General features: G+C 70.1%; 21 protein-coding genes. 11 read left to right on the top strand and 10 right to left on the bottom strand.

The window, feature by feature from the left end; translation table 11 throughout:
- Positions 1–3 precede the first annotated feature (3 nt).
- Positions 4–1,116 (bottom strand): transglycosylase family protein, encoded by a 1,113-nt coding sequence (locus AAFO60_RS04965; protein ID WP_347955044.1) that lies wholly within the window; start codon positions 1,114–1,116, stop codon positions 4–6.
- A gap of 76 nt (positions 1,117–1,192) precedes the next feature.
- On the bottom strand, positions 1,193–2,071 hold the full coding sequence (locus AAFO60_RS04960) for a TatD family hydrolase (protein WP_347955043.1): 879 nt from the start codon (positions 2,069–2,071) through the stop codon (positions 1,193–1,195).
- 87 nt (positions 2,072–2,158) lie between these two features.
- On the opposite strand from AAFO60_RS04960, the gene AAFO60_RS04955 reads away from it, so the two are divergent.
- Positions 2,159–3,559 (top strand): sensor histidine kinase, encoded by a 1,401-nt coding sequence (locus AAFO60_RS04955; protein WP_347955042.1) that lies wholly within the window; start codon positions 2,159–2,161, stop codon positions 3,557–3,559.
- A 20-nt stretch (positions 3,560–3,579) separates the two neighbouring features.
- On the opposite strand, the gene AAFO60_RS04950 is transcribed toward AAFO60_RS04955, so the two are convergent.
- Both AAFO60_RS04950 and AAFO60_RS04945 read right to left on the bottom strand, forming a co-directional pair.
- Positions 3,580–4,254 carry a response regulator transcription factor gene (locus tag AAFO60_RS04950; protein WP_347955041.1) on the bottom strand — a complete coding sequence of 225 codons (675 nt, stop codon included), beginning with the start codon at positions 4,252–4,254 and terminating at the stop codon, positions 3,580–3,582.
- A 122-nt stretch (positions 4,255–4,376) separates the two neighbouring features.
- A complete protein-coding gene (locus AAFO60_RS04945) occupies positions 4,377–4,751 on the bottom strand; it encodes a hypothetical protein (RefSeq protein WP_347955040.1) in 375 nt (124 codons plus the stop codon).
- Positions 4,752–4,898: 147 nt separating this feature from the next.
- Between AAFO60_RS04945 and AAFO60_RS04940 the strand changes: the two genes are divergently transcribed.
- The 4 genes from AAFO60_RS04940 (at position 4,899) to AAFO60_RS04925 (ending at position 10,919) form a co-directional block, all read left to right on the top strand.
- A complete protein-coding gene (locus AAFO60_RS04940; protein WP_347955039.1) occupies positions 4,899–5,630 on the top strand; it encodes an HAD family hydrolase in 732 nt (243 codons plus the stop codon).
- A gap of 142 nt (positions 5,631–5,772) precedes the next feature.
- The gene (locus AAFO60_RS04935) at positions 5,773–8,124 is read left to right on the top strand and encodes a glycoside hydrolase family 65 protein (protein ID WP_347955089.1); all 2,352 of its coding nucleotides are present in this window, start codon (positions 5,773–5,775) and stop codon (positions 8,122–8,124) included.
- Positions 8,125–8,169: 45 nt separating this feature from the next.
- Entirely contained in the window at positions 8,170–9,741 is a 1,572-nt protein-coding gene (metG, locus tag AAFO60_RS04930) for a methionine--tRNA ligase (RefSeq protein ID WP_347955038.1), read from the top strand.
- Complete coding sequence (locus AAFO60_RS04925; RefSeq protein WP_347955037.1) at positions 9,738–10,919, top strand: aminodeoxychorismate synthase component I; 1,182 nt, start codon at positions 9,738–9,740, stop codon at positions 10,917–10,919. Before metG ends, AAFO60_RS04925 begins: the two co-directional genes overlap by 4 nt.
- A gap of 1,006 nt (positions 10,920–11,925) precedes the next feature.
- Here the strand turns inward: AAFO60_RS04925 and AAFO60_RS04920 are convergent.
- Together AAFO60_RS04920 and rsmI are read right to left on the bottom strand one after the other, a co-directional pair.
- On the bottom strand, positions 11,926–12,969 hold the full coding sequence (locus AAFO60_RS04920) for a tellurite resistance/C4-dicarboxylate transporter family protein (protein WP_347955036.1): 1,044 nt from the start codon (positions 12,967–12,969) through the stop codon (positions 11,926–11,928).
- Complete coding sequence (gene rsmI, locus AAFO60_RS04915) at positions 12,966–13,847, bottom strand: 16S rRNA (cytidine(1402)-2'-O)-methyltransferase (RefSeq protein ID WP_347955035.1); 882 nt, start codon at positions 13,845–13,847, stop codon at positions 12,966–12,968. Before rsmI ends, AAFO60_RS04920 begins: the two co-directional genes overlap by 4 nt.
- A gap of 35 nt (positions 13,848–13,882) precedes the next feature.
- Between rsmI and AAFO60_RS04910 the strand changes: the two genes are divergently transcribed.
- The gene (locus AAFO60_RS04910) at positions 13,883–15,451 is read left to right on the top strand and encodes a dolichyl-phosphate-mannose--protein mannosyltransferase (protein ID WP_424308791.1); all 1,569 of its coding nucleotides are present in this window, start codon (positions 13,883–13,885) and stop codon (positions 15,449–15,451) included.
- On the opposite strand, the gene AAFO60_RS04905 is transcribed toward AAFO60_RS04910, so the two are convergent.
- Together AAFO60_RS04905 and AAFO60_RS04900 are read right to left on the bottom strand one after the other, a co-directional pair.
- Positions 15,405–16,631 carry an MFS transporter gene (locus tag AAFO60_RS04905; RefSeq protein WP_347955034.1) on the bottom strand — a complete coding sequence of 409 codons (1,227 nt, stop codon included), beginning with the start codon at positions 16,629–16,631 and terminating at the stop codon, positions 15,405–15,407. The two genes, AAFO60_RS04910 and AAFO60_RS04905, sit on opposite strands and share 47 nt — an antisense overlap.
- A gap of 102 nt (positions 16,632–16,733) precedes the next feature.
- Positions 16,734–17,600, bottom strand: coding sequence for a universal stress protein (locus tag AAFO60_RS04900; protein WP_347955033.1), 867 nt, complete (start codon positions 17,598–17,600; stop codon positions 16,734–16,736).
- A 173-nt stretch (positions 17,601–17,773) separates the two neighbouring features.
- Here AAFO60_RS04900 and AAFO60_RS04895 point away from each other — a divergent pair, with 173 nt between their 5' ends.
- Positions 17,774–18,073 (top strand): hypothetical protein, encoded by a 300-nt coding sequence (locus AAFO60_RS04895; protein WP_347955032.1) that lies wholly within the window; start codon positions 17,774–17,776, stop codon positions 18,071–18,073.
- A 36-nt stretch (positions 18,074–18,109) separates the two neighbouring features.
- Here AAFO60_RS04895 and AAFO60_RS04890 read toward each other — a convergent pair whose 3' ends face one another.
- Positions 18,110–19,807: a cation:proton antiporter gene (locus tag AAFO60_RS04890; RefSeq protein ID WP_347955031.1), complete on the bottom strand. Its 1,698-nt coding sequence runs from the start codon at positions 19,805–19,807 to the stop codon at positions 18,110–18,112.
- Positions 19,808–19,971: 164 nt separating this feature from the next.
- On the opposite strand from AAFO60_RS04890, the gene AAFO60_RS04885 reads away from it, so the two are divergent.
- The 4 genes from AAFO60_RS04885 to AAFO60_RS04870 all read left to right on the top strand — a co-directional run bounded on the left by AAFO60_RS04885 (position 19,972) and on the right by AAFO60_RS04870 (position 24,539).
- A complete protein-coding gene (locus AAFO60_RS04885) occupies positions 19,972–20,982 on the top strand; it encodes an AurF N-oxygenase family protein (RefSeq protein WP_347955030.1) in 1,011 nt (336 codons plus the stop codon).
- A 36-nt stretch (positions 20,983–21,018) separates the two neighbouring features.
- Positions 21,019–22,512, top strand: coding sequence for an FAD-dependent oxidoreductase (locus AAFO60_RS04880; RefSeq protein ID WP_347955029.1), 1,494 nt, complete (start codon positions 21,019–21,021; stop codon positions 22,510–22,512).
- Positions 22,513–22,620: 108 nt separating this feature from the next.
- Positions 22,621–22,908: a hypothetical protein gene (locus AAFO60_RS04875; RefSeq protein ID WP_347955028.1), complete on the top strand. Its 288-nt coding sequence runs from the start codon at positions 22,621–22,623 to the stop codon at positions 22,906–22,908.
- Positions 22,905–24,539 (top strand): alpha/beta hydrolase, encoded by a 1,635-nt coding sequence (locus tag AAFO60_RS04870; RefSeq protein ID WP_347955027.1) that lies wholly within the window; start codon positions 22,905–22,907, stop codon positions 24,537–24,539. The genes AAFO60_RS04875 and AAFO60_RS04870 overlap by 4 nt, the downstream gene beginning before the upstream one ends.
- A 19-nt stretch (positions 24,540–24,558) precedes the next feature.
- Here the strand turns inward: AAFO60_RS04870 and AAFO60_RS04865 are convergent, their stop codons facing one another.
- The gene (locus AAFO60_RS04865; protein WP_424308806.1) at positions 24,559–25,986 is read right to left on the bottom strand and encodes a carboxylesterase/lipase family protein; all 1,428 of its coding nucleotides are present in this window, start codon (positions 25,984–25,986) and stop codon (positions 24,559–24,561) included.
- Positions 25,987–26,024 lie beyond the last annotated feature (38 nt).

The raw sequence follows: 26,024 nt of genomic DNA, 5'->3' as shown, positions 1-26,024 counted from the left end.
CGATCAGCGCAGGCCGAGCCGGGACGTGCATGCCGGCCAGGCGCCCCAGCCCTGTGCGGCCTGAGTCTTGGTGGCGATGGCGATCTGCTCCTCGCGGGTCGCGAGGTCGGCGCGCGGGGCGTACTCCTGGCCGCCCCAGCGGTCCCAGGTGTTCTGGTCGAACTGGATGCCGCCGTAGAAGCCGTTGCCGGAGTTGATGGCCCAGTTGCCGGTCGACTCGCACTCGGCGAGCCGGTCCCAGACGCCGTACGGGACGAAGGGCGCGCCGGGCTTGGTGCCGACGCGGACGGTCGCCGCCTTGGGCTCGACGAGGATCTTCTCGCCGGTCTTCTCCTTCTTGACGACCTTGCCGTTGACGGTGGTGATCCGGTAGGTCACGTCGGCCTTGCCGGGGGTCCCGGGGTCGTCGACGACCTTGCGCCCCTTGGTGAGCGTGTCGTCGTCGGTCTTGTTCTCCGGCGGTGCCACCGCCTCGTCGACCGTCTTGTCCTCGGTCTTGATGCGCGTGACGACGATGTCCATGTCCTTGGTGACCGGCGAGTCCGCGGACGGGACCACCTTGTCGGTGGCCGACAGCGGCGCCCCGACGCGGGTGAGCAGGTCGGCGACGGTCTTGGCGGCGACGGTCGGCGTCGAGCGGCGACCGCCGTCGTCGAGCTTGACCGCCTTCGGCGAGGTGACGTCGAGGTCGGCGCCGGAGACCGGCAGGACCTCGGTGAGCGGCGAGCTGACGACGCTGGTCGCCATCCCGTGCTCGGCGAGGACCTGTTCGACGGTGGAGGCGTTCGTGGTGATGTTCAGCGGCTTGCCGTCGACCACGAGCTGGACCTTCTTCAACCGGTTCACGGTGATGGTCTGGTCGTCGACGGGCGAGCTGGCCAGGTCGGCGCTCACCTTGTCGCCGGCGACCGGCTCGATGCCGTTCTCGCGGAGCACGCTGTCGACGGAGAAGGCCATGGTGCTGACCCTGGAGGTCTGCCCGTCAACGGCCAGCGTCACCTCCTTGTGCATGACGGCACCGGTGGTGGCGCCTGCGGCGACAGTGGCCAGCACTGCGCCGAGGGCGACTCGGGCGCGCATGGACGTGGACGTGTTGATGCGTTTGAAGACAGACAAATTCTTTTCCTGCCGGTTGGGTACAGCCATCCGCGTCGGCACCACGGATCACGGTACGGTAACGAATTGGTAGTCGTTACCGCAACGGAATGGAGTACACGCGGCGCGCATTCGACCCCAGCGTCGTCGCCATCCGTTCATCCGACACACCGCGAAGTCGTGCCATCGCCCGCGCCGTGTATGGCACGCAATAGGACTGATTGGGCTGGCCACGGTAGGGATGCGGGGTCAGGAACGGGGCGTCGGTCTCCACCAGAAGCAGGTCGTCGGGCACCAGGAGAGCTGCTTCACGCAGCTCGGTGGAGTTGTTGAATGTCACAGTTCCGGAAAAGCTCAGCACGTACCCGTTCGCTGTGCATTCGCGCGCGATCTCGCGGTCGCCGGAGAAGCAGTGCATGATGACCGTCTCCGGCGCACCCTCGGCGGCCAGCACGTCGAGCAGGTCGCGGTCGGCGTCCCGATTGTGGATCATCAGCGGTTTGCCGGATCGTTTCGCCAGATCGATGTGCCAGGCGAAGCTGTCCCGCTGCACGGCCGGATCGGCGCACGTGTCCGAGCGGGTGGTCCAGTAGTAGTCCAGACCGGTCTCCCCGACGGCCACCACGCGCGGGTCGGCCACCATCTGCTCCAGTTCGGCGCGGGTCTGGTCGGTCAGGTCCGCGGCGTGGGTGGGATGCAGTCCGACGGCGGCGAAGGCGCGCTCGTCCCAGTGGGCGGCGGCCACCGCCCACCGTGCGTCGACCATGTCGTCGGCGACGGTGACCACCTGACCGACCCCGACCGCTTCGGCGTGGTCGAGGATGGCACGGACGTCCTCCGCGGTTCGGCCGCCGCAGGCCGCCAGGTGCGTGTGGGCGTCCACCAGGCCGGGCAGCGGCTCCGGATCGGGCGGGGGCAGGCGGCGTGCGCGCTTGCGGATCTCCTTGGCGGTCAGTTCACCGGTCGCATCGGTCACCGCTCCACCATGCCCGAGCACGCCGCGGTCGCGGAAATCGCGGGCCCCGCACTGGCCGGACCGCCGGAACCGGTGTAGACCTCGTCCATGGGCCCACGCATCCGTTCGGCGCTCACGCTGCTGCGTGAGCGCAGCGGCCGGGTCCGCGTCCGGCTGACCGCCGTCGTCGCCGTGCTGACGGCCGTCGCGCTGGCGGCCGCCGCTGCGATCGTGCTGGTCCTGCTGCGCTCGTCGTTGACCGACTCGGCGGATGCGACGATGCGGGCGCGGGCGCACACGGTGACCGCGGCACTGGGCGCCGAGCAGGTCTCCGGCATCGATCCGGACATGCTCGCCGCGAGCGGCGGGATCGACGTCGTGCAGGTGATCGGGCCCGACGGCCGACTCCTGGCCGGGACGCACGGTGTGCGCGGCGCCGCCGCGACCTCCCCCGTCGCCCCGGGTGACACCCGTGTGGTCGGATCGATGAAGTTCACCGGCGACCCGGCCGAGTACCGGGCGATCGTCACCGGCGTCCGGACCGGATCCGGAACCGTGCTCGTGGTGGTCGCGACGGGCCGGCAGCACATCGACGAGGTCGTCGGCACCGTCGGGCTGCTGCTGGCGGTCGTCTTCCCGGCGATCCTGCTGCTGTCGACCGTCGGCGCGTACGCGGTCAGCGGGCGAACCCTGGCACCGGTCGCCCGGATCCGCCGCCAGGTGGAGGAGGTCTCGGCCACCGATCTGACCGAACCGATCACCGTCCCCCGCACGCGGGACGAGATCAGCGACCTGGCGCAGACCATGAACCGGATGCTCGCCCGACTCGACGCCGCCCGCGCCGAGCAGCTCCGGTTCGTCGGCGACGCCTCGCACGAGCTGCGCAGCCCGCTGATGACGATCGTCGGGCTCCTCGACCTCGCCCACGCCACCGGTCGACCGATCGACGAGGCCACCGTCGACGATCTGCTCCTGCCCGAGGCGCTGCGCCTGCAGCGGCTGGTGGACGACCTGCTGCTCCTCGCGAAAGCCGATGAGCGAGGGGTCCCCCTGCGCGTGACCGACGTCGACCTCGACGACACGGTCCTCGATGAGACCGACCGGCTCCGGCGCTTGCATCCGCTCCGGGTCGACGTCCACCTGGTGGGGCTGCGGGTCGTCGGCGACCCCGACAAGCTCGGTCGGGCACTGCGCAACGTCCTCGACAACGCCGCGCGGCACGCGCGGTCGCGGATCGTGGTGACGATGCGGCACGATCGCGCGGCGGGCGAGGGTCTTGTGACCGTGGGAGACGACGGCCCCGGCATCGCCGCGGCCGACCGCGACCGGGTGCTCGAACGATTCGTCCGCCTCGACACCGACCGTCGTCGGACCGCAGGCGGTTCGGGTCTGGGGCTGGCGATCGTGGCCGAGATCGTCAGCGCTCACGGCGGTCGAGTGCACATCGGCCGGTCGGACCTCGGCGGCGCCGAGGTCACGATCACGCTGCCCAGCGCCGTCGACGACTGAGGCGGCCGCCCGACGGCGGGTCAGTCGGTGTCGACGAGCCGATAGCCGATTCCGCGCACGGTCTCGATCGAGGCGCAGCCGAAGGGCTTGTCGATCCGGCGGCGCAGATAGCCGACGTAGACCTCGACGAGGTTCTCGTCGGCGGTCAGGTGCGCGTCCCACACCCCGCGCAGGATCTCCGCCTTGGTGACCACCGTGCCGCGATGACGCATGAGGAACTCCAGGACGCCGAACTCGCGCGGGGTCAATGCCACCTCGGTCCCGTCGCGGAAGACCTTGTGCACCGCCGGGTCCAGCGACAGGGACCCCGCGGTGAGCACGGCCGGCCGTTCGGGCGCGCCGCGCCGCAGCAGCGCCCGCAGCCGGGCGCCGAGGACCTCGACGGAGAAGGGCTTGGTGAGGTAGTCGTCGGCGCCCAGGTCGAAGGCGTCGATCTGGTCGTAGTCGCCGTCCTTGGCGCTGAGCATCAGCACCGGCGTCCACACCTCTCGCGCGCGCAGTTCCCGGACGACTTCGTAGCCGTTGCGCCGGGGAAGCATGATGTCGAGGATGATCGCCTGGTAGCCGCCGGCGCAGGCTTCGAGCAGTCCGGTCTCGCCGTCGTGAGCGACGTCGACCGTCCACCCGTCGGCGATCAGGGCGCGCTGCAGGGTCTGGGCACCGCTCACGTCGTCCTCGACCACCAGCACGCGCACCGCACTCTCCTTCTGATTCTCTTCCGGACGGTCTCGATCCCCGTCCACGCACCATTGTGCGGCGACGCCCGGTCGGGCGCCGCCGCACGATGTCATGGGTTCACCGCGTCAGCGACGCTCGGTCACCGGTGCGCGACCGTGTCGGGGGTGTCGCCCGCCTCGGGCTGATCGACGGCACCCGGCGCATCCGCGTGATCGCCCGCCTCCAGCCGATCGACCGCACCCGGCGCATCCGCGTGATCCCCCGCCTCCGGCCGATCGACCGCACCCGGCGCATCCGCGTGATCCCCCGCCTCGGGCCGATCGACCGCACCCGGCGCATCGGCGTGATCGCCCGGTTCGGGTTGATCCGCCGACTGGGTCTGGTGGTCGACGCTGACCGCGGGCGGCGCGGTCGGCGTCACGGCGTGCGCGATGCCGAAGCCGACTCCGGTCAGCCCGCCCGCGCCGATGACCGCCGCGACGATCCCCGTCTTCATTCTCCGTGTGATGTTCATGTGCTCGGATTCCTCCTCGGTTCGGCTGAACAGTCCGTCACTCGGACTGATGCCACCCTGCGTCGGAGGGGCTGAGGGATCGCTGGACGACGCTGAGAGAACGTTGAAAGGCCCGGCGACAGCGCAGATGCGGGTAGCGTCGTGACCGTGCTGGGACTACCTGATGACATCACGGTTGCGCTGTTCGATCTGGACGGCGTCCTGACCGACACCGCCTCGGTGCACCGCACCGCCTGGACCGACGCCTTCAACGCATTCCTCACCCGCCGGGCCGGCGCCGACATCAGCGGCCGCACCGACGAACTGCGCCCGTTCACCGACCAGGACTACTTCAGCTTCGTCGACGGGCGTCCACGGGTCGACGGCGTCCGCTCCTTCTTCGCGTCCCGGGGCCTGGACGTCGACGAGCAGACCGTCACCGCCGTCGCCGACAGCAAGAACGAGGCCTTCCTCGCCGCGCTGGCCCGCGACGGGGTGACCGCCTACCCGGGGTCGGTGCGCTACCTGCATGCCGCGCGCGAGGCCGGTCTGCGCACCGCCGTCGTCACCAGTTCCCGCAACGGCGCGCAAGTCCTCGAGACCGCGGGCCTGACGGAGTTCGTCGAGCATCGGGTGGACGGCAACACCATCGTCGACGAGGGGCTCGCAGGCAAGCCCGCCCCCGACTCCTACCTGCGCGGCGCCGAGCTGATGGGCGTCGCCCCGGCCGCGGCGGCGGTCTTCGAGGACGCCGTCTCGGGTGTGCAGGCCGGTCATGCCGGTGACTTCGGTTACGTCGTCGGCATCGATCGGGTGGGCGGCGGCCAGTCGGCTGCAATGAGCGAGGCCGGTGCCTCTATCGTCGTGGGCGACCTCGACGAGCTCCTGGCCGAGAACTGACCTCCCGCTCCCTCCGCGAGCGCCGACCCGACAAGCCCTGCGAAGGACCTCCGTGATCGAACCGACCACCAGCGAACTGGCCCACACCACCCACGGTGACACGTCGAGCCACACCGACCCGGTGAACGTGCCCCACCACGGAATGCACCCCGTGGAGGGCTTCGACGTCAGCCCGTGGCAGCTGCGCTGGCGCGGCCTCGACGTCGACACGATCGGCCGTACCGAGGCGCTGTTCGCCCTGTCGAACGGGCACATCGGTCTGCGCGGCAGCTTCGAGGAGGGCGAACCCGTCGATCAGCCGGGCACCTACCTGAGCGGCTTCTACGAGCTGCGCGACCTGCCGTACGCCGAGAGCGGCTACGGCTACCCCGAGTCCGGGCAGACCGTCGTCAATGTGACCGACGCGAAGATCATCCGTCTGCTGGTCGAGGACGAGCCGATGGACCTGCGGTACGGCCGCACCGTCGAACACGAGCGGGTCCTCGACTTCCGCACCGGCACCCTGCGCCGCAACACGCTGTGGACCTCCCCCACCGGGCGTACCGTCCGCATCTGCTCAGAGCGCCTGGTGTCCTTCACCAAGCGCACCATCGCCGCCATCCGCTACGAGGTGGAGCCGATCGGCGAGGACATGAAGCTGGTGCTGCAGTCCGACCTGCTGGCCAACGAGCCGATCGGCGGCGTCTCGGCCAAGGAGGATCCGCGGATGGCCGCGGCGCTCGATCAGCCGCTGGTCAGCGCGCTGGCCGACTGCGAAGACCTCTCGGCCGTCCTGGTCCACCACACGCGGCGGTCGGAGCTCGGGGTCGCCGCGGGCATGGACCACGAACTGGAGTTGCCCGGCTCGGCGGACACCGCCATCCGGGCCGACGGCGACCTGGCCCGACTCACCGTCGCGACCACCGTCCCGCAGGGCACCAAGCTGGTGCTCACCAAGTACATGGGTTACGGGTGGTCGGCGCGACGGTCGGTGCCCGCGCTGCGCGCCCAGGTCGACGCCGCTCTGGCGATGGCCAAGGAGACCGGCTGGCACGCACTCAAGCAGGAGCAGATCGAGTACCTGGACGAGTTCTGGCTCGATGCCGACATCGAGCTCGACGGTGATCCCGAACTCCAGCAGGCCGTCCGGTTCTCCCTGTTCCACGTGCTGCAGGCCGGGGCCCGCGGGCAGTCGCGCGCCATCCCGGCCAAGGGGCTGACCGGTCCGGGCTACGACGGCCACACCTTCTGGGACACCGAGAGCTTCGTGCTGCCGATGCTCACCTACACGGTGCCCGCCGCGGCCGGCGAGGAACTGCGCTGGCGGCACTCGACGCTCGACCAGGCGAAGGCGCGGGCCGCCGAACTCGCCCAGGACGGGGCGATGTTCCCGTGGCGCTCGATCAACGGCGACGAGTGCTCCGGGTACTGGCCCGCGGGCACGGCGGGCATCCACGTCTCCGCCGACATCGCCAACGCCACCGCCCGCTACATCCGCGCGACCGGCGACGAGGCCTTCGAGGTCGAATGCGGCGTCGAACTGCTCGTCGAGATCGCCCGCTTCTTCGCCGGCTTCGGCCACCACGACACCGCGGGCAAGTTCCGCATCGACGGCATCACCGGCCCCGACGAGTACACGGCGATCGTCAACAACAACGTCTTCACCAACCTGGCGGCCCAGCAGGCCTTCCGCGACGCCGTCGCCGCCTGCTCGAGGCAGCCGTCGGTGGCGGGCGAGTTGGGGGTGACCGACGAGGAGACCTCGTTCTGGTCGCGGTGCGCCGACGACATGACCATCCCGTACGACGACGCCCTCGGCGTCCACCAGCAGTGCGAGGCCTTTACCAAGCTCGACCGGTGGGACTTCGAGCGGTCGACGGGCCGGTATCCGCTGCTGCTGAACTACCCGTACTTCGACCTGTACCGCAAGCAGGTCGTCAAGCAGGCCGATCTGGTGTTCGCGCTGTACCTGTTCGGCGACCGCTTCACCCCCGAGCAGAAGCTGGCGAACTTCGACTACTACTACCCGATCACCGTCCGCGACTCCTCGCTGTCGGCGTGCTGCGAGGCGGTGACCGCCGCCGAGGTCGGCTACCTGGATCTGGCGTACGACCTGATGAGCGAGTCGGTCTTCACCGACCTGCACGACCTGCACAACAACGTCTCGTCGGGCCTGCACATCGCGGCGCTCGCCGGCGCGTGGACCGACTGCGTCGCAGGCTTCGGCGGGATGCGCGACTTCGACGGCCAGATCACGTTCGCTCCGCGGCTGCCGTCGCAGCTGAGCTACATGTCGTTCCGCATGGTGATCCGCGAGTCGCGGATCGTGGTGGCCGTCGACTCCGAGAAGGCGACCTACCGACTGCTGTCGGGCCCGACAGTCGAACTGTCGCATCACGGCGAGCACTTCATCCTCGGCGACGCACCGGTCATTCGGGAGATTCCGACGCTCGGTCTGCGGACTCCGCCGACCGCGCCGCCCGGGTGCGAGCCGTACCGGCGCTCGCCGCGTTGACGCGCATCTGATCGGCGACGACCAGCCAAGTACAATCGCCGTATTATGCCGAGCGAGTCCTTTGGCGCGTCGTCGCCCTTCTACATCACCACCGCCATCGCGTACCCGAACGGCGCCCCGCACATCGGGCACGCTTACGAGTTCATCTCCGCCGACGTCCTGGCCCGGTTCAAGTCGCTCGACGGATTCGACGTGCGGTTCCAGTCGGGCACCGACGAGCACGGCCAGAAGATGCAGCAGACCGCCGAGAAGCAGGGCGTCTCGACGGCCGAGTTGGCCAAGACCAACTCCGACCGCTTCGAGGCGCTGCACTCGGCGCTGGGCACCGACCTGGACCGGTTCATCCGCACCACCGACGCCGACCACCACCGGGCGTCGGAGGAGATCTGGAAGCGGATGGAGGCGGCCGGCGACATCTACCTCGACTCGTACGCCGGCTGGTACGACGTGCGCGACGAGGCCTTCTTCGCCGAGGACGAGACCTCGGTGAACGAGGCGGGCGAGCGCATCGCCACCGAGAACGGGCACGTGCTGACCTGGACGGAGGAGCAGACCTACTTCTTCCGACTGTCCCAGTACCAGGACCGGCTGCTGGCGCTCTACGACTCCCGCCCGGAGTTCATCGGACCCGACGTGCGCCGCAACGAGGTCCGCAGCTTCGTCGCCGGCGGCCTCAACGACCTGTCGATTTCGCGCACCACCTTCGACTGGGGAGTCAAGGTCCCCGGCGCCCCTGAGCACGTGATGTACGTGTGGGTCGACGCGCTGACCAACTATCTGACCGGCGTCGGCTTCCCCGACGACCAGCAGATGCTGGACCGCTACTGGCCGGCGAACCTGCACATCATCGGCAAGGACATCATCCGGTTCCACTGCGTGTACTGGCCGGCGTTCCTGATGAGCGCGGGCATCGAGGTCCCCGAGCGGGTCTTCGCCCACGGGTTCCTGTTCAACCGCGGCGAGAAGATGAGCAAGTCGGTCGGCAACGTCGTCGACCCGCACGAGCTGGTCGCCCAGTACGGGCTCGACGCCGTCCGCTACTTCTTCCTCCGCGAGGTGTCGTACGGCCAGGACGGCTCGTACTCGGCGCAGGCCATCGTCGCCCGCAACAACGCCGATCTGGCCAACGAGTACGGCAACATGGCCCAGCGCACGCTGAGCATGATCGGCAAGTACTTCGAGTCGACGGTGCCGCAGCCCGGCGAGTTCACCGCCGACGACCGCGCCCTCCTGGACGCCGCCGACGCTCTGCTGCCCAAGGTGCGCGCGCACTTCGACGCCCAGGCCATCCATCTCGGCCTGGAGGCGCTGTGGTCGGTGCTGGCCGAGGCGAACCGCTACATCTCGGCGCAGGAGCCGTGGAAGCTCGCCAAGACCGATCTCGACCGCACCGGGACCGTCCTGTACGTGTGCGCCGAGGTGGTCCGGGTCGTCACGCTGCTCGCGCAGCCGGTGATGCCCGGCTCCACCGCCACCCTCCTGGACCTGCTGGGGGTGAGCGCCGACGAGCAGGCGCGGCGGTTCACCGCCGTCACCGACCGGCTGGTTCCCGGCACCGCGCTGCCGAAGCCGACGCCCGTCTTCCCGCGCCAGGAAAGCCCGTCCGACGAGGCATGACCGGCGACCGCCCGGCAGCGTCCGCGCTCGACGTCCTGCGCGCTCTCGAGACCGCCGCCCGCGTCCGCGGGCTGCCCGGGCCCGCGGCCCTCATCGGTGACTGGGCCGATGCCGACGCGGTGATCGCGCCGTCGATCGAACTCGTCGACGGGTGCGCGCCGCCCGACCGGCCGGACCGATTCTGGTTCGGCGCGCTGTCGTTCCCGGTTCGCGCCGACGAGTCGCCGCTGCCCGCGGTGGTCGGCGGATTCACCGACGGGGTGTTGACGTTGTCGCGGGGCCGGTGGAGGTGGGAGAGCGTCTCGGGCGCCCCGCAGCCCGAGTGGGTGCGCCGGGCGCTGACCGCGACGGCCGAGGCGCGTCCGTGGCGGACGCAGTGGACCGAACCCGATCGGGATGCGCATCTGGACGCCGTGCGGCGGTGTCTGACGGCGATCGCCGCGGGCGAGGTGTACCAGGCGTGCGTGTGCACCCAGTTCCGCGGCCGACTGGCCGGGCGCGGCGTGGACTTCTACGCCGACGTGGCCGCCGCGACCGCGCCCGCGAAGTCGGCGTGGTTGTCGGGCGACTGGGGCGCGGTGGCCAGCTTCAGTCCCGAGTCGTTCCTCGACCGCCGCGGCCGCCGGGTCACCTCGTCGCCGATCAAGGGGACGCTGCCGGCCTCGGCCGACCCCGCGCTGCTGGCCGCCTCGACCAAGGACGTGGCCGAGAACGTGATGATCGTCGACCTGGTCCGCAACGATCTGGGGCGGGTGGCGCGGACGGGTTCGGTGACCGTCCCCGACCTGCTGACGGTGATCGGCGCGCCGGGCGTGTGGCATCTGGTGTCGACGGTGGCCGCCGAACTCCGCTCGGCTGTCGGCAACGACGAGCTGCTGGCGGCGACCTTCCCGCCGGCGTCGGTCACCGGCACCCCCAAGATCCGGGCGATGGAGCTGCTCGCCGACTGGGAGGGGCAGGCGCGCGGGATCTACTGCGGCGCAGTGGGTCTTGCCGGCCCCGACGCCCTGCTCGACCTCAACGTCGCCATCCGAACCGTCTCCATCTCCCCCGACGGCCACCTCTCCCTCGGCGTCGGCGGCGGCATCACGATCGACTCCGACCCCGCCGCCGAATGGCAGGAGTGCCTGGACAAGGCCTCCTCGATCGTCGGCTTCACCCCGCAAGCCGCCCCGTAGTCGGCTTTCAGGCCGGCTGGCTCGCGAACGAACACCCCTCCAGGCCCGCTGCCCGCGAACGAACGCCCCCATCCAGGCTGGTCGAGTAGCCCGCGAACGAACGCACCCCAGGCTGGTCGAGTAGCCCGCGAACGAAGTGAGCGAGCGTATCGAGACCCCAGCACCCCCCCAGGCCTCGATACGCGTCCTCCGCTACGCTCCGGTCACTACTCGACCACCCTAAAAACGCCAGTCGAACAGCCCGCGAACGAACGCACCCCAGGCTGGTCGAGTAGCCCGCGAACGAAGTGAGCGAGCGTATCGAGACCCCAGCACCCCCCAGGCCTCGATACGCGTCCTCCGCTACGCTCCGGTCACTACTCGACCACCCTAAAAACGCCAGTCGAACAGCCCGCGAACGAACGCACCCCAGGCTCGTCGAGTAGCCCGCGAACGAAGAGAGCGAGCGTATCCAGACCCCCACCACACACTCCCCCAGGCCTCGATACGCGTCCTCCGCTACCCTCCGGTCGCTACTCGACCACCCTAAAACGCCAGTCGAACAGCCCGCGAACGAACGCACCCCAGGCTCGTCGAGTAGCCCGCGAACGAAGAGAGCGAGCGTATCCAGACCCCCAGCACACACTCCCCCAAGTCTCGATACGCGTCCTCCGCTACACTCCGGTCACTACTCGACCACCCTAAAAGGCACCCCACGCTGGTCGAGTAGCCCGCGAACGAAGAGAGCGAGCGTATCCAGACCCCCAGCACACACTCCCCCAAGTCTCGATACGCGTCCTCCGCTACGCTCCGGTCACTACTCGACCACCCTAAAAGGCACCCCACGCTGGTCGAGTAGCCCGCGAACGAAGAGAGCGAGCGTATCCAGACCCCCAGCACACACTCCCCCAAGTCTCGATACGCGTCCTCCGCTACGCTCCGGTCACTACTCGACCACCCTAAAAGGCACCCCACGCTGGTCGAGTAGCCCGCGAACGAAGAGAGCGAGCGTATCGAGACCCTCGGGTCAAGGCTGCGCGGCATCCCCGCGGGAGGCCCAGGGCTGAGTGAGGAAGCCGACGAAGGTCAGTGCCCAGGCGGCGACGGCGATCCAGATCTCGACGTGACCGATGCGGTCGAGCAGCGGGACGTCGTTGACGATCCCGAGTTGGTGGCAGCCGACGCCGTACATTCCCAGTGGGAACACGATCGACCAGACGGAGACGTCGTAGCGCAGCGGAATCCGATGCCGGATGTGCCGCCAGTAGCCCGCGAACAGCAGCGGCGGCACCAGCCAGGTCCCGAACCCCCAGAAGAAGATCGACACGGCTTCGACCGTGGCCCGGGTGGGGTGCAGGATCGGCGCGTCGGTCATTCCGGCGATCGTCGCGCCCGCGACCACGGTGATGGCGGTGGCACCCATCGCGATCCAGTAGGCACCGGTCAGCTGGCCGGGATTCGGGTGGTACATGAAGATCCGCGAGGCGACGAACAGCGCCACGGCCATGTAAAGGAACACCCCGACCGACCAGCAGACGACCGCCAGCAGCGCCAACTCGGCCTGACCGGTGCTGACGTGCGGCTGCACCGCGGCGGCCAGGACCGCGACGGACTGGGTTGCGACGACCCACAGGAACCAGGTGCCGTCGGCGCGTTCGAGCTGCGGCTGCCCGGTCCGCGCGACGAAGGCCAGCGGCGGCAGGGCGTAGCCGAGGACCAGGAACAGTGCGACCGCCACCGCCAGCAGCACGAGCGCCGCGGACAGGTGGCCGTCGAACATCAGCCGCGACCCGAGCACGCCGGTCGCCGCGACGATGGTGAAGAAGCCGAACGTCCGACCGGGGAGCCGCAGGTCGAAGGCGACCGCGGCCCGATAGCGGAGCAGGCGGACGGCGTTGAGGACGAGCAGAACGACGTAGGCGACACCGCAGATCCACATCAGCGCCACCGACAACGGGTGCCACCGCTGCAGACCGGCGGCGATCGACACGATGCCCGTCGCCATGACGAGTGAGAAGTACCCCGGGTTGAGCCCGCGGATCATGTGGTCGGTGCGCTGTGCGATCGTCACTGCGGCTCGCTTCGCGACTCGAGGACCGCCTGATACACCTCTCGCCGCGAGAACGGTGTGCCGGTCGCGGCCTGGGCGCACGCCTCCTTCAGTCGGACGCCGTCGTCGGCCAGCTCTGCAGCGTGTGCCGCGACCTGGTCGAGGCTGACCGTCTCGTCGACCGCGGGCGCTCCGGCGAGAACGACGGTGATCTCGCCCTTGACGCCGGCCGCGGCCCATTCGGCGAGGTCGACCAGCCGACCGCGTCGGACCTCCTCGTAAGTCTTGGTCAGTTCCCGGCACACCGCAGCGCGACGGTCGGGGCCCAGGACCTGCGCGGCGTCGGCGAGCGTCTGCGCCAACCGGTGCGGCGACTCGAAGAACACGACGGTGCGCGGTTGCGTGCGCAGCTCGGCCAGCCAGTCCTGCCGCGCACCCTGCTTACGCGGCGCGAAGCCGTCGAAACAGAACCGTTCGGACGGCATCGCCGACAATGCGAGCGCGGTGGTGACGGCGGACGGGCCGGGCAGGCAGGTGATCGGCAGGCCGGCGTCGGCGCAGGCCACCACCAGGCGGTACCCGGGATCGCTGACCGACGGCATGCCCGCGTCGGTGACGAGCAGGACGGTGGCGCCGCCGGTGATCGCCTCTACGAGCCCGGGGGTCCGCGCGGCCTCCACCTGGTCGTAGTAGCTCAGCACCCGACCGGTGATCTCGACGCCGAGGGCCGCGGCGAGCGCCCGGGTTCGGCGGGTGTCTTCGGCCGCGACGATGTCGGCCTCGCCGAGCGCGCGGCGCAGTCGAGGCGAGGCGTCGTCAGGCTGCCCCATCGGGGTGCCGGCCAGCACGAGGCGTCCGAGTCCCGGCTCGCCGCTCGTCTCCGGGTCACTACTGGTCACCGCCTCAGAGTACTGTTCCGGCTACCATCGCTCAGGTGACCCCTGCCGCCATCGACCGCGCGACCGTCGCCGACCGCGCGCTCACCGAGGATCTCGGGACGGCACCCGGCCCGCAGATCCCCGAACCGGTGTTCGGGGCGTCCGACCGGCTGCGCGGCACGGTGGTCGGTGCGATCCTGACGCTCATCGCGGTCGCGACCCGCTTCTGGGATCTGACGCACCCCACCGACAAGGGCACCCCGGTCTTCGACGAGAAGCACTACGTCCCGCAGGCGTGGCAGTTGCTGACCGGCGGAGATCTCGTCGAGGACAACCCCGGGTACGGGCTGGTGGTGCACCCGCCGGTCGGCAAGTGGATGCTGGCCGTCGGCGAGTGGATGTTCGGCTACAACCCGATGGGCTGGCGGGTGATGTCGGCGGTCTCGGGAGTCATCATCGTCCTGGCCGTCTACCTGACGGTGCGACGCATGAGCCGGTCCACCCTCATCGGCGCTATCGCCGGCGTCTTCGCGATCTGCGAGGGCGTGCTGTTCGTCCAGTCCCGACTCGGCATGCTCGACATCTTCCAGATCCTGTTCCTGACGCTGGCCTTCGCCGCGCTGATCGCCGACCGCGATCAGATGCGCATGCGGATGCACCGGGTGTGGACGCAGAGCCGCATCGACGACTCGCCGTTCGGGCCGCGGCTGGGCTTTCGCTGGTACCGCTTCACCGCCGGGGTGATGCTCGGGCTCGCGTGCGGGGTCAAGTGGTCGGGCGCGTACTTCGTCGTCGCCTTCACCCTGCTGTCTCTCGGTTTCGATGTCGCCGCGCGCAGGGCGTATCACGTGAAACGTCCGTGGATGGGGGTGCTGCGGCGCGACGTGCTGCCCTCGGCCGCGTCGTTGGGCGTTCTGCCCTTCGGGATGTATCTGGCCGCCTTCGCCCCGTGGTTCGCCTCCGAGACGTCGGTGTACCGCTACGTGGTCGGCGAGAAGGTCGGCGTCGACGGCCCTTTCGCATGGATTCCGGGCGCCATCCGATCGTTCTGGTATTACCAGTCGGGGGTCTTGGAGTTCCACGCCGGTCTGACGAATGCCGCCGGGAACCACCATCCGTGGGAATCGAAACCGTGGACGTGGCCGATGGGACTGCGCCCGATGCTGTACGCCATCTCGTACGGTCCCGACCAGTGCGGCGGCTCGGACTGCGTCCGCGCGCAGATGCTGGTCGGCACCCCGGCACTGTGGTGGCTGGCCCTGCCGATGATCGCGTGGGGACTGTGGCGGATCGTCTCCCGGCGTGACTGGCGCTACGCCGCGGTGCTGGTGGCGTACGGGGCCGCGATCGTGCCGTGGTTCGGTGAGATCGACCGACAGATGTACTTCTTCTACGCGACCGCGATGGCCCCGTTCCTGGTGATGGGACTCGCGCTGGCGTGCGGCGACCTGCTGCGCGCGCCGCCGCCCGGGGCCGAGGAACGCCGGATGATCAGCGTGCTCGTCGTCTCGGTGTACATCGCCCTGGTGATCGCCAATTTCGTGTGGCTGTGGCCGATCCTGACCGGCGCCCCGATCTCTAACGTCGAATGGGGTCAGCAGATCTGGTTGCCGAGCTGGTCGTGAGGCCGGCCGGCGCCGCCAGCCAGGTCGCCAGCGCCAGCAGCACGACGGCGCCGGTCACCACGAACGCCGGACCGAAGCCGAAGGCGTCGGCGATCAAGCCGGTGATGAGCGGGCCGGACACCGCACCGAGGTCAGAGGCCATGCCGTAGGCGGCCAACGCCGATCCGCCGCGGCGCTTGCCCGCCAGCATGTCGCCCAGCGCCGCCTGGTGAGTGGGCGCGAACAGGCCGGAGCCGACGCCTGCGACGGCGGTCAGCGCCAGCGCGACCCAGATGTCGGGCGAATAGCCCAGGGCCAGCGTTCCCGCGGCCGCGACGATCAGGCCAGGGATCATCACCGGGCGCCGGCCGTACCGGTCGGACAGTCGGCCCGACACCAGGATGGCCACCACGTTGCCCGCCGCGTAGCAGGCCAGGATGATGCCCGCCCATTCGGTGCCGTAGCCCAGTCCGTCTTGGACGAACAGCGGCACCAGTGCGACCCGGACACCCATCGACGCCCAGCCCTGCGCAAAGTTCGAGGTGAGGATCGCCCGGTACTCCCGCAGTCTCAGCGAGGCGAAGAAGGTCGGCGCGGACGGCAACGACGCGGTGTCGGCCTCCTCGCCCGGGCCGTCCGGTGTCGTCTCCGGCGGCGCAGGCATCATCGCCGCGACCACCGCCGCCGCGATCAGCAGCGCGATGCCGTACACCACGAAGGGCAGCCGCAGACCGAACCCTACGAGCGCCGCACCGATCAGCGGCCCGGTCAGGCTGCCGACCAGGAAGCCCGCCGAGAAGTATCCCGACGCCCGACCGCGCACCTCCTGGGGCGAGAGCCGGATCAACAGGGCCATCGCGGAGACGGAGAACATCGTCGAGCCGACCCCACCGGCCGCGCGGAAGACCAGCAGTTGCCAGTACTCCTGGGCGAAGGCGCACGCGAACGTGCTGACCGCGACGATCAGCAGCCCGGTCAGGTAGATCTTGCGCTCCCCCAGCTTGGTGACGAGCCGACCGGTGGTCGGCGCGAACGTCAGCCGCATGAGCGCGAACGACGAGACCACCAGCGCGGCGGCCGCCGACGAGACGCCGAACGCCGTCGCAAAGATCGGCAGCGCCGGCGCGATCAGGCCGTAGCCCAGGGCGATGACCGCGTTGGCGATCAGCAGGACCCAGAGTCCGCGGGGAAGGTTCTTCATCGTGCAGTCAAGGCTATCGGTGGCCACCGACAAGCACTGCGGCAGACGAGCGGTTCGTGACGAACCACTCGCCTGCCGCAGCGACGAGAACGACGTTGCGCGTCAGCGACGCACGATCATCACCGGGACGTGCGCGTGGTGCAGCACCTTCTGGCTGCGCGAACCCAGCAGCAGGCCGGTGAAACCGCCCCGCCCGCGACTGCCCATGACGATCAGCGACGCCGTGTCGTCGGCGGCGTCGAGGATGGCCTTGGCCGGCTCCTCGGGCACCACCACGCGCTCCACCTCGACGTCGGGGTAGTCCTGCCCGTAGCCGGCCATCCGCTCGGCGACCGCTTCGACCGCCTGCTGCGACATCTCGTCGATCTCTTCGGCGTCCAGACCGAAGCCGTGCAGGGCGTCGGCGTCGAGCGGCGTCCAGGTGTGGACGGCGACCAGCTTCTTCTTCCGCAGGTCCGCCTGACGGTAGGCCTCGGCGACCGCCGGATCACTGACCTTGGAGTCGTCGACGCCGACCACGACGGGGCCGTCGCCGCCGAGCGCGCCGTCCGGCACGATCACCACGCGCCCCTTCGAGTGCGAGGCGACGCTGGTGCTGACCGATCCGAGGAACAGTCCCTTGACGCTGCTGAGTCCCCGGGTTCCCAGCACCGTCATGTGCGCGTTCTCGCCGAGTTCGAGCAGCACCCGCGCTGCATCGCCCTCGACGATCGATCCGTTCAACTCCACGTCCGGAGCCACCTCGCGAGCGACGGCGGCGGCATCCTGGACGAATCCGGTGGCTTCGCTGCGGATGGCGTCGATCACGTCCTGCGGAATGACGAGACCGGGGGCGTAGTCACTGGTGGTGGAGCTGTAGGCGGCGACGATCTTGAGGTCGAGGTCTTCGATCGCAGCCGTGGCCGCTGCCCACCGAACCGCATTGGTCGATTCAGGCGATCCGTCTACGCCGACCAGAATCAAGCTCATTTGCGACTGCTCTCCTTTGCACCGGCCCGGAGCCTTCCGACGGCTTCCGACTGAGCCTCAATCCCATTGTTCACCATGACCGTTGCGCGCGCATCGGTACCAAGACCCCAGTTCGCCGATACGTACAATGGAAGCGAAACGACCGCCGTCCGGCACGATCGAGGAGTTCCCTGATGTCGACCACCACCGCCCCGCGCGAGATCCGCGACGCGGCGATCCACGTCTGCATCACGATCGTGCTCGGCGTCGCCGTCCTGATCGCCGCGATGAACACCGTCGGGGGCTTGCACACGGCGCTGATCCTGGCCTCGCCGAGCGTGGTGATCGCCGGCACGATCGCCGCGATGGTCCGCACCTACCTCAACTGGCGCGCCGATGGCCGCTGGCAGATCTGGCAGGGCGCCACCTGGTTCCTGCTCGGTCTGTCGCTGCTGTGGTTCACCGGCGCGCTGCCGTCGGCCATCGTCGACTGATCTCGCCCCGCTGACACCGATGCCGGACGCGCCGGCTCAGCGCGGCCGGTGCGCGTCCAGGCTGAGCTCTTCGGCGTCGAGGCGGGCCAGGGTCGCGCTGAGCGCTTCGGAGCTGTAGGCACCGCGGTCGCGCAGCTCGACCAGCTCGGCGCGCTGCCTGCCGATGATGACCCGGCGCACCCGGCGCATCTCGGCGGCGTTGCGCAGGCGCCGGTCCAACAGGTCCACCCCGGGCTCGTCGGAGTCGTCGTCGGCGGCCTCGAGGTCGCGGACCGTCTCGACGCTGCGAGCCAAGAGGCTGTCGTCGCCGCACACCGCCGGGTCGGTCAGCACTTCGTAGCTGATGCCGGCCATCACCCGATTGAGCCTGCGGCGTTCCCGGGCGGCGTCGGCGCGATGGTCGGGCAGGTTGAGCGCGGTGATGAACCGGCCGAGGGTCCCGCCCTGCACCATCAGCGAGCCGCCGGCGACGACGAAGGCGACCAGCACCAGCAGTGATCGATACGGGGTGTCGGCGGGCAGCGTCTGCGCGGCGGCCAGGGTCACCACGCCGCGCATCCCCGCCCACACCACGACGTAGCCCTCGCGGACCCCGATCGACTCGGTGCGGTAGTACTCGATGTCGGCCAGCCGCCGATCGATCCGGCGTCGAAACCGCCGGGTCATCCGGTCGGCGGCCGCATCGGGATCTCCCAGCCGGTCCTGCATCTGCGCCAGCAACGGTTCCCGGGCGATAACCCGGCGCGACCGGCGACCGATCGAGGCCACCAGGGTCATGACGAAGGCCCACCGGATGACGATCAGGATGAAGAAGGCGATCACTGCGGGCCAGACCGCGTGCCACACCGTCTCGTGGCTGCGATGCACGTCGGTGACCAGCGCTTTCAACTCCAGACCCATCAGCAGGAAGACGCCGCCTTCCAGGAGCAGCTCGACGGTGCGCCACGTCTGCTGGTCGGACTGGCGGTGCGCCGCGGTCAGCCGTCGGACCGCGCCGCGGCCGGTCACCAGACCCGCCGCAACCGCCGCGACCAGCCCCGAGGCGCTCATCGCCTCGGCGGGCAGGTAGGCGATGTACGGGGCGGTGAACGACACCGCGGTGGCGACCGCGACGTTGGAGATGCGGGCACGCACGACGATGAACACCCAGCCGATGGCGCCGCCGACCCCCACCGCGGCACCGATCGCCCACGCGAACGACGCGGCGACGCCGAGCAGCGAGACGCTGGTGGCCATCGCGGCGATGGCGGCACGCAGCACCACCAGCGCGCTGGCGTCGTTGAACAGGCTCTCCCCCGACAGGACCGTCACCAGTCGCTGCGGGGCGCCGACCCGTTTGACCGTGGTGGTCGCGAGCGCATCGGTCGGGCTCAGGATGGCGCCGAGCGCCACCCCGGTCGCGTAGTCGGCGTCGGGCAGGATCCACATGAAGAACAGCCCGAGCAGCAGGGCGCTGATCACCACCAGCACCACCGACAGACCGCTGATGGCCTGGAAGTCCCGCTTGAAGTCCATGGCGGGCAGCGCGACGGCGGCCGCGTACAGCAGCGGCGGCAGCACGCCGACCAGGATGATCTCGGGGTCCACCGAGATGTCGGGGATGCCCGGGAAGTAGCTGACGGCGACGCCGACTGCCACGAGGAGCAGCGGTGCGGCGAGCCGAACCCGAGGTGCCAGCAGGTTGGCGCCGGCCACGGCCAGCACACAGACGACGACGACTGCGACGATCTCCACCTGCGTCATTGTCTCAGCCCGAGCGGCTGTGACGCACGACACCGTGAAGACATCGACACTGATTGTGCCATCGAACATTGACAAGATCGGGCGGCGGTGCGACGCTGGTGACAACAGGTTCTACTTCGGCGGCCTTCGTCACCGACGCAAGTCAGGAGAAGACAATGACGTCCACCCAGCCCCGGCCCGTCACCTACACGCCTCCCGCCAAGGAGGCCGTCGCGGCCGACTACACACAGGTCTTGGAAGATCTGTCGTCCGCCTCGGTGCGACGCAACTTCGACCCCTACCTCGACATCGACTGGGACGCCCCGCACATGGCGGTGATCCCGGACGATCCGCGCTGGATCCTCTCGTCGATCGCCGACCCGATCGGCCGCCACCCCTGGTACCAGAGCCTCCCGCAGGACAAGCAGATCAAGATCGGCATGTGGCGCCAGGCCAACGTGGCCAAGGTCGGCCTGCAGTTCGAGTCGATCCTCATCCGCGGCCTGATGCAGTACGCCGACCGGTTGCCGAACGGCGACAAGCGGTTCCGCTACACCACGCACGAGGCCAAGGAGGAGTGCAACCACACCCTCATGTTCCAGGAGCTGGTCAACCGGATCGGGATGCCGACCAACGGCATGCGCTGGTGGCTGCGGCGCCTGTCGCCGATCATCCCGCTGTTCTCGACCTTCTGGCCGACCATCTTCTACTTCGGCGTCCTCGCCGGCGAAGAGCCGATCGACCACATCCAGAAGGACTTCCTGCGCGCCCGCGAGGAGCTGCATCCGGCGATGTCGGCGGTGATGGAGCTGCACGTGGCCGAGGAGGCCCGCCACATCTCCTTCGCGCACAACCACCTGCGCGCCACCGTCCCGTCGAAGGGCCCGCTGACCAAGTTCGCCCTCTCGATCGCGATGCCCATCGTCATGCGTGTGCTGTGCAACGCCATCGTCGTCCCGCCGAGCGAGTTCCAGCGTGAGTTCGACATTCCGCGCAGCGTCATGAAGGACATCTTCTGGCGCTCGGACGAGTCCAAGGCCTTCCTGTCCGGCGTCTTCGGCGACGTCCGCATGCTCGCCGAGCAGTGCGGTCTGATGAACCCCGTCTCCCGCCAGGTGTGGCGCGCGATGGGCATCGACGGTCGCGCCTCGCGCTACCGCAGCGAGCCCGCCTACACCGCGAAGTAGCGGCAACGGACCTCCCCGCGACCTGAAGTAGGAACAGTGCCCCACGTCATCACGCAGGCATGCTGCGGCGACGCCTCGTGCGTCTACGCCTGCCCCGTCAACTGCATCCACCCGACACCCGACGAGCCCGATTTCGGGACCGCCGAGATGCTCTACATCGACCCGGCGACCTGCGTCGACTGCGGCGCGTGCGTCAGCGCGTGCCCCGTCGGAGCGATCGTCCCGGGGCACCGGCTGACCGAGACCGCAGCTCGGTTCGCCGACGTGAACGCCGATCACTACCCCGATCCGGCGCCGGACGAGACGCGGTTCCCGGTGCGGACCTCCTGGCGGCTGCCGATGGCGCCGATCACCAAGCCGCGAGCCCTGCGGGGAGCCACCCCCGACGAACTGCGCATCGCGATCGTCGGCTCGGGACCGTCGGCCATGTACGCGGCGGACGAGCTCCTGAAGCACCGCCAGGTGAAGCTGACGGTGTTCGAACGGCTGTCGCAGCCCTTCGGCCTGGCCCGTTTCGGGGTGGCACCCGATCACGAGTTCACCCGCACGGTGACGAAGCTGTTCGACGACATCGCCCGTCACCCCTCGATCGAGATCCGACTGAACACCGAGGTCGGCCGCGACATCACCCTCGACGAGCTGCGCAAGACCCACCACGCAGTGCTGTGGGCCGGCGGGGCTCCGACCGACCGGCCGCTGACCATCCCCGGAACCGAGCTCGCCGGAGTGCAGAGCGCGACGTCGGTGGTCGGCTGGTACAACAGCCACCCCGATTTCGCCGATGCCGCCCCCGATCTGTCGGGGCAGCGTGCGGTGGTGATCGGCAACGGCAACGTCGCCCTCGACGTGGCCCGGATCTTCACCGCCGATCCCGATCGCCTCGCGTCGACGACGATCGACCGCGGCGCGCTGGCCGCGCTCCGCGAGTCCGGACTCCGCGAAGTGGTGGTCGTGGCCCGACGCGGTCCCGAGCACGCGGCGTTCACCCTGCCCGAGCTGATCGGCCTGGCCGACGGCCCCGCGCGGGTGTGGGTCGACCCGGCCGAGCTCGTCGGCGTCGACAGCTCGCACATCACCGATCCCACGGTGGCGACGAAGGTCGACCTGCTGCACGAGATCTCCCGCCGTCCGCGGCCGACCGAGCCCTTCATCCGGCTCTCGTTCGGGCTGACGCCGATCCGAGTCCTCGGCGACGACCGCGCCACCGGCGTGGAGTTCGTCAAGACCGGCACCGACGAGGCCGCGGTCATCGACGCCGATCTGGTGCTGACCGCCATCGGCTATCGCGGTCGCCCGGTGCCCGGCCTGCCCTTCGACGACGCCAAGGGCACCGTCGCGCATGTCGCCGGGCGCGTCGTCGACGACGGCACCCCGATCCCGGGCCTGTTCGTCACGGGCTGGATCAAGCGCGGACCGTCCGGATTCATCGGCACCAACAAGACCGACTCCGGCGAAACTGTGCGCAATCTGCTCGCCGACGCCGAGGCCGGGCTGCTGCCCACGCCCGGCACCGCCGTCGTGGGCGTGTAACCGCCTTCCTCACCCCCGTCCGCCTGTGGACAACGGGTGGAGCCGAACGCCGGTGCGGCGCGTCTATACGAATGACGAGTTCTTCTCAATCATTCGGAAGGCAGCCTCATGGACTTCGGCATCACCCCCGATCAGGTCGCGCAGATCGTCGGCCGATGGCGGCACGCGGCAACCGAACTCGCCGGTCTCGACACAGAGGCCGGCGAGTTCGCCGTTTCCGGGAGCTTCACCCTCGATGCGCTCGCCGGCGCCGTCGCCGCCGGCGGTGAGGCGGGCCGCGCGCGCTCCCACGAGCTCGGCGCACTGGCCGATGCACTCGCCGGGTTCAACACCCGCACCGTCGACTCCGACGAGGCCGCCGCGGCGGCGCTCGCGGCGACTCGGCGGCTGCCGTGACCGGGGTCGGCGCGGTCCTGGGCTGGCGATTGGACGGTCTGCTGAGCGCGTCGACGTCGTATGCGTCCGACGGGGAACGCGTCGCCACCACCGCCGACGCCGTCGGCCGCTCCTTCGACATCGATCCCACCTGGTCCGGCCGCACCCGCGACGCGGCACAGGCGCGGGTCGGCGTTCAGATGAGCAGGCTCCGACGCCTGGAGAACACGCTCCTCGACCTCTCCGTCGCCGCCGGGCAGGGGCACGGACGGCTGTCGTCGGTCCGCGACCGGCTGGCCGGGCAGGTGCGGATCGCCCGCAGCACCGGCTTCGCGGTCGGCGACGACGGCGCCGTCGCCCATCCCGACCCGAGCCGTCGCGCAGACTCCGACTACCTGACCGACCGCATCCGCGGACTTCTCGACGAGGCCGACATCGCCGACATCGCCGTCGGCATGAAGCTCAAGATGCTGACGCGAGAGCTCGACGGATCCAACGGTCTGGTGCCCACGCCCGGCGGCGCGTACGCGCTGGCCGACATGGCCGCCGCCGAGCTGGCGTCGATGTCGCCCGCCGATCTGACGCGGTACTGGGAGTCGTTGAGTCCGGCGCAGCGTCAAAGCCTGATCGCGGCTGCTCCGGGAGTCGTCGGCAACCTCGACGGCATCGACTTCGCCGATCGGATCACCGCCAACGAGCGGTCCATCCGGGCCGCCCTGGCGACCGAGGTCGCGGCCGGACGAGGCGGCGGCGAGAAGGCGGCAACACTGCGCGGACTCCTGATGCCGGCGCCGGATCCGCAACACCCGGGGAGGTCGGTGCAGCGCACGTTCCTGGGGTTCACCGACGTCGGCAACGGCCGGTTCATCGAGCTCGTCGGCGACCTGTCGCCCTCGTCCACCGGAGTCGCCGTGCTGGTGCCCGGAACCGGTACGAGCCTGGCGACCAGCGATGACTACCGTCGGCGTGCCGCCGCACTGTCGCGCCGCAGCGGCGCTCCGGTCATCGTCTACGCCGACGGGGAGCTGCCGCAGTCGGTGATCGACACCGACCTGTCCCCCACCCGGAACACGGCCGTCGATCCCGGCCCCGCCCGCCGCATGGCCCCGCGGCTGGTCGGCTTCGCCGCCGCCCTCGACGCGCAGTTGGCCGCCTCCGGGACGCCCTTGGCGACCACCGTGATCGGGCACTCCTACGGCGGCTCGGTGGTCGGCACCGCCGAGCAGCTGGGGCTGCGCGCCGACCGGGTGGTCTATGCGTCGTCGGCCGGAACCGGAGTCGAGGACCGCCCGTGGAACAACGCCAACCCCGAGGTCAAGCGATACTCGATGACGCCGCCGGGCGATCCGATTCACTACGCGCAGAAGTTCGGCGGTCCCGTGCACGGCGGCGACCCCGACACCGCTCCCGGCGTCATCCGCATGGACACCGGCCTGTACAGCGATCGCCAGCTGGTGCAGGGGCCGCAGTCGCATTCGGGGTATCTCGACGACGAGGGCTCCGATGCGATGGGCAATCTCGCCGCGGTGGTCGCGGGGCGTGAGCCGAGCACCTACGTCGACCGGGTCCCCGACATCGAGGTCGATCGCGATGTGAGCCGCGCGATCGGCGATCTGCTCGACAGCGCGCTCCGACTGGTGCCGGGCCGATGAGGCTCCCGCCCGCCGGTACTCACCCGAACCGGTGCACCTCGTCGCCGGTGTGGGCCGCCCAGCCCGGGTCGCCGGTGACGGCGAAGCGGACCCAGGCGGCGTGCATGGCGTCGGCGACGCTCTGGTCGGGATCGGGGCCGACGAGTGTTTCGGCGGCGGCGAGGTGGTCGAACACGAAGGGCAGTTCCACCGCGTGTCCGGCGCGGATGTCGGCCACCGGTGTCTGCCATCCGAACTCGTACAGGTGCGTCGGCGATTCGGCACGGGCCTGCGCGAGCGCCCGGGTGGGGCCGGCGAAGGCCAGTTCGGTGACGGCCTCGCACAGCGCGTCGCCCGCGGCGACGCCCTCGGCCAGCCGCCGGTCGAACCCGTCGGTGTCCATGCCGGTGCGGGCCAGCATGGCGCGGGCGAGATCGGGTGTCGCCGCAGCGACCACCCCGGTCGGTGCGAAGAAGAAGCGGAACTCGTCGGCGTTCCAGCCCGCGAGCAGTGGGATGCCCGCGCCCGCGCCGCCCGCCATCGCTCGCAGCGGAAGGTCGGGCACCACGTCGCCGTCGATCACCGGGAAGGTGCTCATGATGCCCATGCCGATGTCGACGACGGTCTGTCCCCACTGCGCCGGATCGGGGTCGGTCGTCAGCGCCAGCGCGATGTCGGTCTGTGCCTTCAGGAGTTCTCCGGCCGGCACCTGCGCCAACGCCGACGCATCGTGCTCGACGCCCAGGAGTGCGGCCAGCCGCCCGGTCACCTTGCGGGCGTCCGCAGCGTCGGCGGCCGTGATCGCGTTGCCGCTCTGCATGGCGGCGCGGTGGAACAGGCCTGCGGCCCGCGGTGACGCCAACAGGGCGGCCACGCTCATGGCGCCCGCGGACTCGCCGAAGACGGTGACCGCGTCGGGGTCGCCGCCGAAGGCCGCGATGTTCTCGCGCACCCACTCCAACGCCGCGATCTGATCGAGCAGGCCGCGGTTCTCCGGGGCGCCCGGCACCGAGCCGAAGCCGGGGACACCGAGACGGTAGTTGACGCCCACGCAGACGACGCCGTCGCGCGCGAAGGTGTCGCCGGCGTAGATCGCGATCCGGTTGGATCCGCGGGTGAAGGCGCCGCCGTGGATCCAGACCATGACCGGCAGGCCCGCGGCGCCGGGATCGGGTGTCCACACGTTGACGTGCAGGTAGTCCTCGCCCGGTTCGATCACGTTGTCGAGGATCGCGGCGATCGGCGCCGGGTAGGCCGCCTGCGGGGCGGTCGGTCCGTACTCGGTGGTGTCGCGGACCCCGGTCCACGCCGTCGGCGGCCGCGGCGCGTCGAACGCCGCGGGGCCCACCGGCGGAGCCGCGTACGGGATGCCGAGGTAGGCGTGGACCCCGCCGTCGACGCGGCCGCGAACCGGCCCGGAGGAGGTTTCCACGATCGGAGACGACGCGGCCACGGCCGCCGAGGAGATGGAGGTCACAGGGCCACGCTACTACCGGTCCGAGGTTG

The organism is Gordonia aichiensis (assembly GCF_039946255.1).
Classification (GTDB): Bacteria; Actinomycetota; Actinomycetes; order Mycobacteriales; family Mycobacteriaceae; genus Gordonia; species Gordonia aichiensis_A.
This window is presented reverse-complemented; position numbering and strand designations above follow the sequence as displayed.

Coding starts and splice junctions, on each gene's coding strand:
- AAFO60_RS04875 (WP_347955028.1), top strand. CDS start 22,621: ATGGACTTCGGCATCACCCCCGATCAGGTCGCGCAGATCGTCGGCCGA.
- AAFO60_RS04935 (WP_347955089.1), top strand. CDS start 5,773: ATGCACCCCGTGGAGGGCTTCGACGTCAGCCCGTGGCAGCTGCGCTGG.
- AAFO60_RS04900 (WP_347955033.1), bottom strand. CDS start 17,600: ATGAGCTTGATTCTGGTCGGCGTAGACGGATCGCCTGAATCGACCAAT.
- metG (WP_347955038.1), top strand. CDS start 8,170: ATGCCGAGCGAGTCCTTTGGCGCGTCGTCGCCCTTCTACATCACCACC.
- AAFO60_RS04895 (WP_347955032.1), top strand. CDS start 17,774: ATGTCGACCACCACCGCCCCGCGCGAGATCCGCGACGCGGCGATCCAC.
- AAFO60_RS04945 (WP_347955040.1), bottom strand. CDS start 4,751: ATGAACATCACACGGAGAATGAAGACGGGGATCGTCGCGGCGGTCATC.
- AAFO60_RS04925 (WP_347955037.1), top strand. CDS start 9,738: ATGACCGGCGACCGCCCGGCAGCGTCCGCGCTCGACGTCCTGCGCGCT.
- AAFO60_RS04905 (WP_347955034.1), bottom strand. CDS start 16,631: ATGAAGAACCTTCCCCGCGGACTCTGGGTCCTGCTGATCGCCAACGCG.
- AAFO60_RS04955 (WP_347955042.1), top strand. CDS start 2,159: ATGGGCCCACGCATCCGTTCGGCGCTCACGCTGCTGCGTGAGCGCAGC.
- AAFO60_RS04885 (WP_347955030.1), top strand. CDS start 19,972: ATGACGTCCACCCAGCCCCGGCCCGTCACCTACACGCCTCCCGCCAAG.